Origin of the sequence: Mucilaginibacter galii, assembly GCF_014635825.1 — a bacterium.
Lineage (GTDB): Bacteria > Bacteroidota > Bacteroidia > Sphingobacteriales > Sphingobacteriaceae > Mucilaginibacter > Mucilaginibacter galii.
In genome coordinates, this window is record NZ_BMDO01000003.1 from 139,572 (window position 1) to 153,379 (window position 13,808).

Sequence of the window (13,808 nt, forward strand, 5' to 3'; positions counted from 1 at the left end):
AGGCGTTGACAAACAAGATTTCTCGTTAGCACTCGAAATGACAGTGCATTACGATTGACAACCCTCAATACCTCCATTTTTACTGCGCCGCTACCACCGGTCGCTTAAAGTTCCTGATCGCTATGATTGTACTAATAAGCATCAATATAGCCCCCAGCAAATACGGTGCGCCGGGGAAGTAAATAGATGAAGTTTTGGTGTTGGTGAAATGAGCAAATAAAGAGCTCATTAATAACGGACCTATTACGGTAGTGATACTGAGCAAACTGTTCAAGCCGCCCTGCAATTCGCCCTGTTCGTTGGGTTCTACTTTGCTTGTAATTAAACCTTGCAGTGCCGGGCCCGATATACCGCCCAGGCAATAAGGTATCATATACAGGTACATCATCCAGCCCTGGCTGGCAAAGGCGATGAGTGTTAAGCCAATGGCATAAAACATCAACCCAACCACAATACTCTTTTCCTGCCCCAGTTTTGGAATAATGATCCTGATCAGGCCGCCCTGTATGGCAATTAAAAGCACGCCAATAAAAATACCGAGGCTACTGATACTGCTCATGCTCCATTTAAATTTTTCGACCAGGAAAAATGCCAGCACCGTTTCTACAGCCTTTGATGCAATGTAAACCAGGCTAAATGCACTAATAAGCCCCGCTATGGCAGGGTACATGGCTAAACGTTTAAGTGCACCAATAGGGTTGGCCCGGCTCCAGTCAAAAGGGCGACGGTTTTCAACAGCTAAAGATTCGGGCAGTACAAAGTAGCCGTAAGCGGCGTTAAGCAGCGCTAAACCGGCGGCAGCCATAAACGGTATACGCAGCCCTACTTCGCCCAGGTAACCGCCCAGGCCAATACCTAAAATAAAACCTAAACCTGTTGCAGCGCCTATGATACCAAAGTTGGCGGCGCGTTTATCGCCCGTACTAATATCTGCTATGTAGGCGGTGGCTGTGGTGCTGCTGGCACCGGCAATACCTGCAATTATGCGCCCTACAAACAGCCAGAAAACGGTAGGGGCAAATGCCATAAGCGCATAATCGATACCGAAGCCCACCATAGAGATCAGCAGCACAGGCCTGCGACCAAAACGGTCGCTCAGGTTGCCCAATACTGATGAAAATACGAACTGCATAAATGCATAGGCAAAAGTGAGGTACCCATTTATTTGAGAAGCCATGCTAATATCAAAATTGCCCAGCTTCTCGAGTAGTTTGGGTAACACAGGGATAATTACACCCAGGCCCAACGTATCAATTAATACAGTAATAAAAATAAAGCTTAGCGCTGCAGGGCGCTTATGCCCGTTTGGTTCATCCATTTGTACAAAACTAACACCTTTTAAAAGGCATTTGGTCAAAATTGTTTCATTAAAAAGTGCCTTTATCTTTAAACGGAGGCTTTAAGGTTGGCTGCGCGTGCCCGCCTGAAACTGCGGATAGCCAGCAACGAACTTACCAGCATCAATACGGCACCCATCAGGAAAGGTGCACCGGGAAAGAGGAAAGGCGCACTTTTGCTGGTAAACCAGGCAAAAAGCGTGGTCATTAATGGCGGACCAATGATCGAGGTAACGCTGATCAAACTGGTTAAGCCACCCTGTAGTTCGCCTTGCTCGTTAGGCGGTATCTGATTGCTGATCAACCCTTGTAAGGCCGGGCCGGCAATACCACCAAGGCAATAAGGTATCAATATGGCAAACATCATCCAGCTTTGGTTGGCAAACGCAAACAAGAACAGGCCAATGCTGTAAAGCAGCAGCCCAATTACAATACTCTTTTTTTGCCCCAGTTTAGGAATTGTCACTCTAATAAGCAGCCCCTGCACCAAGCCCGACATTAAACCCACAAAGCCCAAAGAGTAGCCCACCAAACTCTCGCTCCATTTAAAGCGCTCCATGGTGAAAAACGTCCAGGTGCTTTGCACGGCATGGGCAGCTATGTAAATGAGGATGAGGGAGGCAATTAAGCCGCTAATAGCAGGGTACTTTTTGAGTTGCATCAATGAGCCTACCGGGTTAGCACGTTTCCACTCAAACTCGCGGCGGTGCTCTTTTGATAAAGACTCGGGTAAAATAAAGTAACCATAAGCCGCGTTGAGCAAAGCCAAGCCGGCTGCGGCTAAAAAGGGAAGCTTCACACTGTACTGGCCCAGCACTCCACCCAACACCGGACCTATAATAAAGCCGATACCAAAGGCGGCACCAATAATACCAAAGTTTTGTGCCCTTTTTTCGGGGGTGCTCACATCGGCAATGTAAGCCGATGCCGTGGTGAAGCTGGCACCGGTTATCCCCGCTATAATACGGCCTATAAATAGCCACCAAATGGTAGGGGCAAAGGCCAAAAAAGTATAATCGATACCAAAACCTAACAACGAACCCAGCAATACCGGCCTGCGGCCATATTTATCGCTTAGGTTACCCAACACCGGCGAAAACAGGAATTGCATAATGGCGTAAGCAAAGGTGAGCCAGCCGCCGTAACGTGCAGCATCGCTCAAATTGCCATGTATTAAATGCTCAATTAACTTAGGAAAAACCGGGATCACGATACCAAAGCCGGTAACATCGATGAGTAGTGTAATGAAAATAAAGCCTAAAGCAGCCTCACGTTTAGGTTGTGCAGGTTGGTTCATAATTAATGTAAATAAAGCTTTTTTATTTTGAATATTGATGTTAGCTAAGGCATTTTTCTATGTGTGTGGCCGTTCTGAACGTTAAAAAGCATTCATAATACCCAACAGGTAATATGATGTAAGACAGCCCATCGATATAAATATATAAAATAAACTTTCAATAATATTTGAAAGTTCAATAAAATACATACATTTGTATTGTATTAATCAATCGAGATTTAACAAAAAAGGAGGGCAAAAATGAAAGCATCAGACATCAACATTCAGCATTTAATTTTTTTGGCAGGCATTGGGCAAATATGTTTGGCTGCAGGCAGCGTGGTTATACCCAAATTATTAAACTGGGGCAAGGAAATGGCCAAGGTACAGCCGCTTATTAAGCAAATTTTTTATACTTATGCATGTTATATCCTGGTTTTTAACTTCAGTTTTGGGCTGCTTTCTGTATTTGTTCACGCCGATCTTACCAACGGCAGCAGGCTGGCAACGCTTGTAAGTGGGTTTATCGCTGTCTATTGGATTTCACGCGTTGGCATCCAATTCTTTTATTTTGACAGGGCAAATTTCCCCACAAGCGGTTGGCATAAACTGGGAGAGGGTGTATTGGTAACACTATTCTTTTTTTTCAGCGCAGTATACAGCTATACCTTTTACTCCAACTTTATACAACTGTAAGCCATGAAAATTGAGCTGTTAACCCTGCTTCATTTTGCGCTGTTAAATGCAAGCTTGGTTTTTGTGGGTTACGTTTTAGTGAAAAGGCAGCAGCTTTTACTTAGCTGGCTGCTGTTGCTACTTGGCGTAGGCGATGTCTATTTTGCTTTTGCAGCCGTGCATCCTATAATACAAATGCTGGCCATTATTGCCACCACGTTTACGGGTATGAAAGTTATTGCCGTTATCTGCGAGTATAAGGGTAAAGCGCCCAATTTAACAATGCCGCAATGGCTGGCTTTTGCGGTTGGTTGGGTAGGTATGCGGGCTAAACCTTTTGAAACTTTAGGCGGTAAACCGGTGCCGCAAGCCTGGCCAATAATTAAGTTTGGTGTAAGCCGTGTTATTGCCGGGGCTGCTGTTGTTTTGTTAGCACACCAGGTAGTTGGGTTACCATGGAATACCGGTTTAACCTATACTTTGGTGAGTATAATGCTGCTTGTAGGTTTTAGCCTGATACTACATTTTGGATTGCTGGGCATAAGCGCCGGTACCTGGCGATTGGCGGGCGTAAACACCTACGTGTTATTCAGGCAGCCTGCCAAAGCCACCAGCCTTGCCGAGTTTTGGGGCAAACGCTGGAACTTAGCTTTTAGCGAGATGACCTCTATGGCCATTTTCAGGCCGTTAAAAAACAAAACGGGCGGCACTATTGCCCTGATGCTGGCCTTCCTGTTCTCTGGTCTATTGCACGAGCTGGCACTAAGCATTCCTGTGCACAGCGGCTATGGCTTACCAACATTGTACTTCTTTATACAAGGTACTGCAGTCCTGGTAGAAAAAGCTTTGGTATTGAACAAGTTTACCTTTGTGCAGCACTGGTTTTGGGCAAGAGCATGGGTGTTTTTTTGGTTGATATTGCCCATGCCCTTGCTGTTTCATGAGCAGTTTATTAAGCAAATTGTATGGCCGCTGGCGGGGTTAAGTTTATAAAAGATTTAAATAAATAGTTAAAAAATGTCTAATATAAGCACTGACAGATATCGCAACCTCATCCATTCTAACCTGGAATAACCTTTAAGGCATAAGCTACTTGCCCCAGTCTGTCGGTAGGTAAAGTAACAGTTAAAGCATCGGTATTACGTTCCATAGCCAAAGGTTGCTTAATGCCAACCAGCTCTACGCGGCCAATTGATTTAGGATATTTACTATTCCCTGTAGAAAGATTTTTGATCCTGATCTTACCGTCGGCAGGTGTGCCCAGGGCTATGGCATACAAAATATCGCCTTTGGTGGTAAAGCGTATGTCTTCGGCGGTAAAAGGTTTGCCTTTGCCTTCGTTAAAGCCCTGTGCACTCAGAGGTGCGGCATTTTCCATAGCCGGCCCTTCGCCAAATACCGTCCATGGGCGGGTAGCATATATACATTCACTGTTTTGCTGCATCCAGGTGGTTATACCGGCTACTATAGCCTTTTCCTGCTCATCAATTGTACCATCGCCGCGCACGGGTACATTTACCAGCAGGTTACCGTTTTTGCTCACTACATCCACAAGGGTATGGATGATGGTTTGAGCACTTTTATAACGTTTTTGGTCGTACACCCGGCGGTCATAATGCCACTGGCCAATGCAAGTATCGGTTTGCCATATAAAAGGCTCAATTTTATTGCTTTGGCCGCGCTCAATATCCCAAACCATGCATTTTTGTTGTTCGGCATCCAATATCTTACCAAAAATTACGGCTTCTAACTGGCCCTTGTGCTTTTTTATGCTGCTGTTGTACATATGTGCAGCAATACGCAAACCTGCATCGCTAACGGGCCATAGCGGCAGGGCGGTATCGTCAAAGTACACAAGGTCGGGCTCGTATTTATCCAGCAGTTCTATGGTGCGGTTAAAAAAGTTATCACAATATGCCTTGCTGGGTGCTACAGCGCCGTTTTGCCAGCCCCATTGTTCATGAATAGCTCCGGGGTTTTGGCTGTCTGTACTTAAAGCATGGTTTTGTGCGTATAGTTCCTGAGGGTCTAATGCATCCCACCACTTACCCTTGCCATCAGCTTTGGTTAGTTTACCATCATAGGGTAACCCGGCCAGCGGACCGGACTTATCTGCCAGTTGTGCCGACTCGTACCAGCGCCAGGCATGTGAAGCATGCACGCTTACTCCAAAACGCATGCCGTGCTTCTTAGCAGCTTTGGCCCAACCGTCTATCAGGTCTTTTTTAGGGCCTATTTTGGTAGAGTTCCAGTTGGGCTGGTACTTGCTTTTGTAGAGGTCAAAATTATCGTGATGGTTTGCCAGGGCAAAAAAGTATTGCGCACCTGCATTTTTATATAAGCCAACCAGTTCTTCGGGGTTCCAGTTTTCGGCCTTCCACTCGTTTATAACGTCTTTAAATCCAAATTTTGAAGGATGCCCATATTTTTGCACATGAAATTTATATTGGTCTGAGCCTTCCTGGTACATACCGCGTGCGTACCAGTCGCCATGTTCGGGTTGGCATTGTGGTCCCCAGTGTGCCCACATGCCAAACTTGGCATCCTTGAACCAGTTGGGCACCTCGTACTGCTTTAAAGAATCCCAAGTGGGTTTAAATTTACCGGCGGCAATTCCTTCGCCACGTACAATTGGATTGCTTACCTGGGCAGCCTCGGCTACTTTGGCCAGCCATAGCGCAGCCGCTGTGGCGGTAATGCCCTTAATTGCGGTTCTTCTTTTCATAAAACAGGTGGTTATAATTGAGCGTAAGGTAAATGTATTATCGATGATTTTAAAATCACGCTTAAAAACAAATTTAACTACTTACCCAGGCATTCAATCGAGGAAGGCAAATCCACTTCAAAATAAAAGCGGGATCTTCCTGAAGAGATCCCGCTTGTTTTAAATAATACTTTAATTGTATTGCTAAAAATTCGGCTTCAGCAAATACTTCTCGTAGAAACGGAAGATATGATCTACTGCTTCCTGCGGAGTATCTACCAGGCGGTAAAGGTGCAAATCATCAGGGCTGATGTTGTGCTCACTATGCAGCATTTTTTCTTCCACCCATTCAAACAAACCTTTCCAATAATCAACACCTACAAACACGATAGGGAAGCGGGCAATTTTACCGGTTTGAATTAAGGTAATGGCCTCAAATGATTCATCGAGTGTACCAAAGCCGCCGGGCAGCACGATAAAGCCCTGCGAGTATTTCATGAACATTACCTTGCGCACAAAAAAGTAATCGAACTCAAGTAGTTTATCGCGGTCGATGTATTTGTTGTGAAATTGCTCAAAAGGCAGCTCAATGTTCAACCCAACCGATTTACCACCGGCTTCGTAGGCACCTTTGTTGGCCGCCTCCATAATACCCGGACCACCGCCAGATATTACGCCGTAACCCTGCTCGGTAAGCAAACGGCCGCATTCTACCGCCATTTCATAGTAAGGGTTGTCGTTTTTGGTGCGTGCCGATCCGAAGATAGATACGCAGGGGCCTATTTTGGCCAGTTTTTCAAAGCCATCCACAAACTCGGCCATGATCTTGAAGATCTGCCATGAGTCTGACGTTTTAATTTCGTGCCAGCTTTGGTTTTGGAAAGCGTGTCTTAGTTTATCATCACCTGTCATATATATGTTATATCAAAAGTATAGTAATTATAACGCTGCTACTTTTGTTTTAGCCTTCGACGTTAGCAGCAAGCCGGCAAAGGTAATTAATCCGTTAATTATGATAAGTTCATTGTCGAAAACATAGCCATGCAGTAAGCTGCCAATATTCGTTTTAAGCCAAAGGAATAAACCGGTTTCTTCAGGCGAGATCTTTTCAGATGCTATTTTAAGGCAGAAGCATATTACCGGAGACAAAGTACAAATTATGGGTACCAACTTGTCATGTACCTGCCTGTTACTCATAAAGAGTCCAAAGCCATACAAACCTAACAAGGGCCCGTAGGTAAAAGATGCAACAGTAAATATGGCGCTCACCACCGCCGAGTTATTAACGGAGTTAAAAATGATGATCGTAATAAACATCAGCAGCGAAAAAGCAATATGCACGTAATGCCTCACCCGCACCATCGGTTTGCTGTTAGTATCCGCGCGTTTGTTAAAATTTAAAAAGTCTACACAAAAAGAGGTGGTAAGTGCCGTAAGGGCCGAATCAGTTGTAGCAAAGGTGGCAGCCGTTAATCCCAGCATAAAAACAATGGCAGGTAGTACGCCCAAATATTTAAGGGCAATGGTAGGGTAGAGGTAATCAGTTTTCTCCACGCTGATGCCGTTTTTAGCGGCATAGATGTATAGTAAGGCGCCCACGCTCAAAAAGAAGATATTGATCACCACGAAGACCGCCGTAAAGCTGAACATATTCTTTTGAGCCTCGCCAATGTTCTTGCAGCTCAGGTTCTTTTGCATGAGGTCCTGGTCAAGCCCGGTCATGGCAATGGTGATAAATAAGCCGCCTAAAAACTGCTTGCCGAGGTGAAGCTTACTGCTCATAAAATCGTTCACAAAGAAGATCTTGGAGTAGCTGCTGTTTTTGATGGCATCGGCCGCTTCAAAAATATTATAGTCCAAACTACGGCAAATGAAGTAGATAGACAGAAAAACCGACGATACCAGGAACAGCGTTTGCAGGCTATCGGTAATTATAATGGTTTTTAAGCCTCCTTTAAAGGTGTATGACCATATAAGCACCAGGCAAAATAGCACCGTAGCCCAAAACGGAATGCCGTAACTATCAAAGATGAATTTCTGCAAAACGATAACCACCAAATACAACCTGAACGATGACCCGATGGTACGGCTGATGAGGAAGATGGTAGCCGCCGTTTTATAGCTCCATGTGCCCAAGGCACCCTCAATATAACTGTAGATTGAAGTGAGCTGCAAACGGTAATACAGAGGTAGCAGTACGGTGGCTATGACAATGAACCCGGCCGCATTACCCAGCACAAACTGGAAGTAAGCGAACTCATCGCCGCTGGGTGCACCCACCTTGCCGGGTACCGATATAAAAGTTACGCCGCTTAGTGCCGTGCCTATCATCCCAAAGGCTACCAGGTACCATTTAGAATTGCGGTTGGCCACAAAAAAAGTATCGTTGTCTGATGCCTTGCGCGAGGTAAGGTAGGAGATGAGGATGAGCACCAAAAAATATCCGGCTATAAATAAAAGTAAAACTCCGGGAGCCATAATTTCTATAAATGTAAAATATTGGTTAAAAAGCCCTCCCTTCCGGGGAGGGTTTGGGAGGGGCTTAAAGCTACTACAAAAGTATTTACCTGCCTAATTCGTGTTTGTATTATTATGAAATTTTATGAAGTTTTTTGAAGAAATAATGGATTTATACCTACTTATATGAAGCTGCGCTGACCCAATTTGAGCCTTATTTTGTGTAAATTTGGGCATATGAATTTTTCGTCGAAGTTGCTGGAAAACGCGGTGCTTGAATTTTCAAAACTGCCGGGCATTGGCCAAAAAACGGCCCTGCGCCTGGTGCTGCACCTGCTCAATCAGGACAAGTCCGATGTGGAGCGTTTTAGCGTAGCCATGACCAAATTGCGCAACGAAATACAGCATTGTCGGGTGTGTTTCAACATATCCGACCATACCGTTTGCGAAATATGCGCCTCGCACAAACGCGACCGTGGCACCATTTGCGTGGTAGAAGACACCCGCGATGTAATGGCTATAGAGAATACAAATCAGTACAACGGTGTATACCATGTACTTGGCGGACTAATTTCACCTATGGATGGCGTAGGCCCTTCTGACCTTGAAGTAGACACTTTGGTAGAAAGAATTAAGGCAAATGAGGTAAGAGAGGTCATATTCGCCCTAAGCGCCACTATGGAAGGCGATACTACCATCTTTTATTTGCATAAGCGTTTAAAAGATTTCAAAATAAACATCTCCACCATAGCCCGTGGCATAGCCTTTGGAGGAGAGTTAGAGTACGTGGATGAAATTACCTTAGGACGGTCAATTGCTACCCGCGTACCTTACGAAAGTTCCCTTGCCAAATAAGTGCTATGAAATTATCTGTCATTATTGTTAACCATAATACCTGTAACCTTTTAAAGCAAGCTTTGATTGCTTTAAAAGTGGCCATCCAGCAAATGGATGCCGAGGTTATTTTGGTGGATAATGCTTCGGCAGACCAATCGGTAAAGATGATCTCTACCGAATTCAGCGAGTTTCAGCTTATTGTAAATGACAAGAACGTAAGCTTTTCTAAAGCCGCAAATCAGGGTATTAAAGAGGCCACAGGCAGCCATATACTGCTCCTGCATCCGAGTATTATAGTGGGCGAAGATACACTGGATAAGATCCTTGATTTTATGAAGCTTCACCCTGATACCGGAGGCGTATCTGTGCGTATGCTGGATGCAGAAGGACATTTTGTGCCAGAATCTAAAAAGAGCATGCCCGATAACTGGATCAACTTCTTCAAATACACAGGCTTATCCAAACTATTTTCTAAGTCACAGTTATTTAGCCACCATTACAAGGCAGGTTGGGTAGAAGAGTTTGAGAATACCGAAACCGATGTTTTGAATAACTGCTTTATGCTGCTGCGTAAGGATGCATTAAGCGAAATTGGGTTGTTTGATGAGCGTTTTGTTGTTTACGGGCAAGATATTGATCTTTCTTACCGCATCAGGCTGGCCGGGTTTAAGAACTTCTATTTTGCTAAAACTTTCGTTATTCAGCAACATACTTCACCGGTATCTAAAGCAAGCATGTATTATATCAGGAACTTTTATGGCGCAATGCTTATTTTCGCCGCAAAATATTTATTCAGGATGCCCGAGCTACGCATGAAAGCGATGCCAAGGTGGTCTTCGTCAGCATATGAACTTAAGCAATAAAGTTGTTATTATTACCGGTGCATCATCAGGCATAGGCAAAGCCTTGGCTTATGAAATGGCCGGCAAGGGAGCTAACCTCGTTTTAGGTGCCCGCCAGTACGTTACTCTCTGCGAAATTACGCAAGACCTCGAAAAGCAATTCAAAGTTAAAGCACTGGCTGTTCAATGCGATGTAAGCATTGAAGAAGATTGTGCCTTTCTGATCAAACAAGCCATTTTAACCTTCGGCAAAATTGATGTGCTGGTTAACAATGCAGGTATATCTATGCGTGCCTTATTTAACGACCTTGACCTGCAGGTGCTTAAAAAACTGATGGATGTTAACTTTTGGGGCACGGTTTACTGCACCAAATATGCACTGCCCGAAATATTGAAAACCAAGGGTAGCATAGTTGGTGTATCGTCCATTGCGGGCTACAAAGGCTTGCCGGGGCGTACCGGCTATTCGGCCTCTAAATTTGCCATGAATGGATTTTTGGATGCCCTGCGTGTAGAAAATCTTAAAACCGGTGTACATGTGATGACTGCCTGTCCGGGCTTCACCGCCTCCAATATCCGCAATACCGCACTCAACAAAGCCGCCCAGCAACAAGGTGAAAGTAGCTTGGATGAGGAAAAAATGATGAGCGTTGATGAAGTAGCTAAAATCATTACAGGCGGCATTGAAGGCCGTGCCCGTACTTTGATCATGACTGGGCAGGGTAAGCTTACGGTTACTTTAAGCAAATTGCTGCCGGCATTGTTGGATAAGCTGGTTTACAATGTGTTTGCTAAGGAGAAGGATCCGTTGTTGAAGTAAAAAACAACCATTCCGAACCTACTCGCGAGGTAGGGCTCTGAGATAATAAATTATTGCAAGAGTAATCAGCTGTATTATATTTACGTTGCCGGTAAGCTGGCTGTTGTATAATCGCTTATTTTATTCAGATCAAGTGTAACTAATCCATTAGGGTCATCATAAAAAGCCGGAGTGAATTTTGCACCCCAAACTATCTCATCATGAAGGTAAGATGTGCGCGAGTGTACGGTTTGCGAAAACGTATCGTCAAAAGCCTGCATTAAAACCACCAGATTAGCGCGGCCTGCTTCCATATCTTCTGCGGTCATATGGTACAAAGGACTATTTTCATCAATGGGATGTACCACCGTCCAGCTCAGGGTTAAAATGCTCACCTTACTGCGCTCCAGTTTAAGGTTATGAAACCGCCTTATTGTCTTTCCTGCTACCTCTTCGTTGTAAGAAAATACCAGTTCAATGTCTAAATCAATTAACACATTGTGGCGCTTGTTGGCTAAACGCAGCATCAAACCACGTCCGGTAGGGGCGTAAGGGGCAATTAATACCATATCGCTGTAGGCAACTTTGGCCGACGGCCTTGATATACGCCCGTATAATAAGCCCGTGGCAATGGCGAAAGCCAGCAAACCCAGCATCGACTCAAAAGCGGCTACGAAGTTGGTGGGTATACCTTGTGGACTAACATGACCGTAACCCACCGTAGAAAGCGTTTGTGCCGAAAAAAAGAAAGCGCTCAAAAAGTGGTGATAGTGCGTTTGCGTGTCGGCACCCAATAAGTTATTGTCGCCTATGTTTACATATATGGTAGCAAACAGGATATTGGTTAATAAATAAACGCCAATAACGATGAACCAAAACTTTGGCCAGCGCATAGTGATAAGCGCATTATAGTTATCAGATGTGCTGAAAAAAGGTAGGCCCTTGCGTTTAATATTTATACTGCCATCGCGGTTAATAATGCGCTGTTTAATGGCTTTGTTGCCTAAGCCTAAGTCGTTTTGCGGATTATCGGGTAAGTTTTTGGGGGACATAGACAGCAGCTTGAAATGATAACGGTATAAGTATGTAAAAATAGAAGTATGATTTGCATTTCGGAAAAACATTAATCATATTTGCCACACAAAATAATGAAGATACAAAACAATAACTGGTGGTGGCTTAACGAGAAATCGTAAGGCAATCTCCTGTTTATATAAATATGATATATTGAAGGATTGCCCCAAAGGCAATCCTTCTTTTTTTTGGCAGCTAATGAAAGCAATATTAAACCACTTATTCGAACATAAAACCTTTAGCCGCGGGCAGTCTAAAGATATACTTACCAACATTGCGCAGGGGAAATACAATGCCTCGCAAATGGCGGCATTTATGACGGCCTATTGCATGCGCACCATCACCGTAGATGAACTGGAGGGTTTCCGCGATGCCATGCTCGAACTTTGCCTGCCCATCAAACTGGAGGCCGATAGCCTGATAGATTTATGCGGTACCGGGGGCGATGGTAAGGATACGTTCAATATATCTACGTTGGCATCGTTTGTAGTAGCCGGTGCAGGGTATAAAGTGGCCAAGCATGGTAATTACGGCGTGTCTTCAGGCTGCGGTTCCTCTAATGTAATGGAGTATTTGGGCTACCAGTTTACTAATGATGAAAGTAAGCTGAACAGTAGTTTGGATAATGCCGGTATCTGCTTTCTACATGCCCCCCTATTTCACCCGGCCATGAAGACGGTAGCACCTATTCGCCGTGAATTGGCCGTTAAAACTTTCTTTAATATGCTGGGCCCTATGGTTAACCCGGCAAAGCCCAATAACCAGATGGTAGGCGTTTACAACCTCGAACTGGCACGTTTATATGCTTATTTATACCAAAAATCTACAGTTAATTATACTATTGTGAATGCGCTGGATGGCTATGATGAGGTATCATTAACGGGCGATTTCAAAACATTTTCGACCGAAGGCGAAAAGATCAACAGCATTAGCGGGTTGGGTTTTGATAAAGTGGACGCTAACGAAATAACTGGCGGACATACGGTAGCCGATTCAGCAGAAATATTTACAAAAGTGCTTAACGGCAAGGGGAGCACTTCGCAAAACAACGTAGTGCTGTGCAACGCCGGCTTGGCAATACGTACCATAGAGCCGGCCAAAACCTTTTCCGATTGCTTTTACGAAGCCGAACAGGCGCTGCTAAGTCATAAAGCGTTAAACAGTTTCAAGCAGTTACTGCAAATCTAAGATGAAGATAAAGGTTTGCGGAATGCGGTCCCCGGAAAATATAGATGCCTTAATGAGGTTACAGCCTGATTATATGGGTTTGATATTTTATGCTAAATCGCCCAGGCATGTAGGTGATTTGCAAATGACTGATTTGCAAAATATGCCTGATAATTTGATTAAGACCGGCGTATTCGTAAATGAGGATATAGCGGTTATAATTAGCCTCATAGAACGCTTTGCTTTGGGAGCGGTACAACTGCATGGTAATGAAAGCCCGGCGCTGTGTGTGCAGTTACGCAGTAAGGTAACCGTGTTAAAAGCTTTTGGGGTTGATGAGAACTTTAACTTTGATACATTGAATGATTATGCAGGCAGCGTAGATTACTTTTTGTTTGATACCAAAACCGTGACACATGGCGGTTCGGGGCAAACATTCAACTGGCAGGTGCTAGAAAACTATAAACTAAACGTTCCTTTCTTTTTATCAGGCGGGTTAAGCCTCGAAAACTTAGAAAACATAAAGCATATTAAACACCCTGCCTTTTATGGTGTTGACTTAAACAGCAGGTTTGAGATACAACCCGGTTTAAAAGATACAGACAAGCTTAGCGAAGCTTTTAAAATATTAAGAGATTAA

Annotated in this window: 13 protein-coding genes; 7 read left to right on the forward strand and 6 right to left on the reverse strand. The window is 44.3% G+C overall.

All coding sequences use genetic code 11. The features are described 5' to 3' along the window. Positions 1 to 79: 79 nt before the first annotated feature. Positions 80 to 1,318, reverse strand: a complete 1,239-nt coding sequence (locus tag IEV61_RS07470) for a TCR/Tet family MFS transporter (protein ID WP_188415300.1) — start codon at positions 1,316 to 1,318, stop codon at positions 80 to 82. Positions 1,319 to 1,386: 68 nt separating this feature from the next. Further along, on the reverse strand, positions 1,387 to 2,634 hold the full coding sequence (locus IEV61_RS07475) for a TCR/Tet family MFS transporter (RefSeq protein ID WP_188415301.1): 1,248 nt from the start codon (positions 2,632 to 2,634) through the stop codon (positions 1,387 to 1,389). A gap of 240 nt (positions 2,635 to 2,874) precedes the next feature. Between IEV61_RS07475 and IEV61_RS07480 the strand changes: the two genes are divergently transcribed. Together IEV61_RS07480 and IEV61_RS07485 are read left to right on the forward strand one after the other, a co-directional pair. Continuing rightward, positions 2,875 to 3,309 (forward strand): hypothetical protein, encoded by a 435-nt coding sequence (locus tag IEV61_RS07480; RefSeq protein ID WP_188415302.1) that lies wholly within the window; start codon positions 2,875 to 2,877, stop codon positions 3,307 to 3,309. Between the two features lie 3 nt (positions 3,310 to 3,312). After that, positions 3,313 to 4,281 carry a wax synthase family protein gene (locus IEV61_RS07485; protein ID WP_188415303.1) on the forward strand — a complete coding sequence of 323 codons (969 nt, stop codon included), beginning with the start codon at positions 3,313 to 3,315 and terminating at the stop codon, positions 4,279 to 4,281. 67 nt (positions 4,282 to 4,348) lie between these two features. Here IEV61_RS07485 and IEV61_RS07490 read toward each other — a convergent pair whose 3' ends face one another. From IEV61_RS07490 to IEV61_RS07500, 3 genes are all read right to left on the reverse strand, one after another. Further along, positions 4,349 to 6,013 carry an alpha-L-fucosidase gene (locus tag IEV61_RS07490; protein ID WP_188415304.1) on the reverse strand — a complete coding sequence of 555 codons (1,665 nt, stop codon included), beginning with the start codon at positions 6,011 to 6,013 and terminating at the stop codon, positions 4,349 to 4,351. Positions 6,014 to 6,196: 183 nt separating this feature from the next. Beyond that, positions 6,197 to 6,904: an LOG family protein gene (locus tag IEV61_RS07495; RefSeq protein WP_188415306.1), complete on the reverse strand. Its 708-nt coding sequence runs from the start codon at positions 6,902 to 6,904 to the stop codon at positions 6,197 to 6,199. A 27-nt stretch (positions 6,905 to 6,931) separates the two neighbouring features. Beyond that, positions 6,932 to 8,470: a sodium:solute symporter gene (locus IEV61_RS07500; protein ID WP_188415307.1), complete on the reverse strand. Its 1,539-nt coding sequence runs from the start codon at positions 8,468 to 8,470 to the stop codon at positions 6,932 to 6,934. A gap of 216 nt (positions 8,471 to 8,686) precedes the next feature. Here IEV61_RS07500 and recR point away from each other — a divergent pair, with 216 nt between their 5' ends. The 3 genes from recR to IEV61_RS07515 are packed head-to-tail and all read left to right on the forward strand — an operon-like array spanning position 8,687 to position 10,948. After that, positions 8,687 to 9,304 carry a recombination mediator RecR gene (gene recR, locus IEV61_RS07505; protein WP_188415308.1) on the forward strand — a complete coding sequence of 206 codons (618 nt, stop codon included), beginning with the start codon at positions 8,687 to 8,689 and terminating at the stop codon, positions 9,302 to 9,304. A 5-nt stretch (positions 9,305 to 9,309) separates the two neighbouring features. Next, a complete protein-coding gene (locus tag IEV61_RS07510; protein WP_188415309.1) occupies positions 9,310 to 10,149 on the forward strand; it encodes a glycosyltransferase family 2 protein in 840 nt (279 codons plus the stop codon). Then, complete coding sequence (locus IEV61_RS07515; protein ID WP_188415311.1) at positions 10,133 to 10,948, forward strand: SDR family oxidoreductase; 816 nt, start codon at positions 10,133 to 10,135, stop codon at positions 10,946 to 10,948. The genes IEV61_RS07510 and IEV61_RS07515 overlap by 17 nt, the downstream gene beginning before the upstream one ends. 80 nt (positions 10,949 to 11,028) lie before the next feature. On the opposite strand, the gene IEV61_RS07520 is transcribed toward IEV61_RS07515, so the two are convergent. Next, positions 11,029 to 11,979 (reverse strand): ion channel, encoded by a 951-nt coding sequence (locus IEV61_RS07520; protein ID WP_188415313.1) that lies wholly within the window; start codon positions 11,977 to 11,979, stop codon positions 11,029 to 11,031. Positions 11,980 to 12,199: 220 nt separating this feature from the next. Between IEV61_RS07520 and trpD the strand changes: the two genes are divergently transcribed. Together trpD and IEV61_RS07530 are read left to right on the forward strand one after the other, a co-directional pair. Further along, positions 12,200 to 13,189, forward strand: a complete 990-nt coding sequence (gene trpD, locus IEV61_RS07525) for an anthranilate phosphoribosyltransferase (RefSeq protein ID WP_188415315.1) — start codon at positions 12,200 to 12,202, stop codon at positions 13,187 to 13,189. Between the two features lie 22 nt (positions 13,190 to 13,211). Then, positions 13,212 to 13,808 carry a phosphoribosylanthranilate isomerase gene (locus IEV61_RS07530; RefSeq protein ID WP_262890596.1) on the forward strand — a complete coding sequence of 199 codons (597 nt, stop codon included), beginning with the start codon at positions 13,212 to 13,214 and terminating at the stop codon, positions 13,806 to 13,808.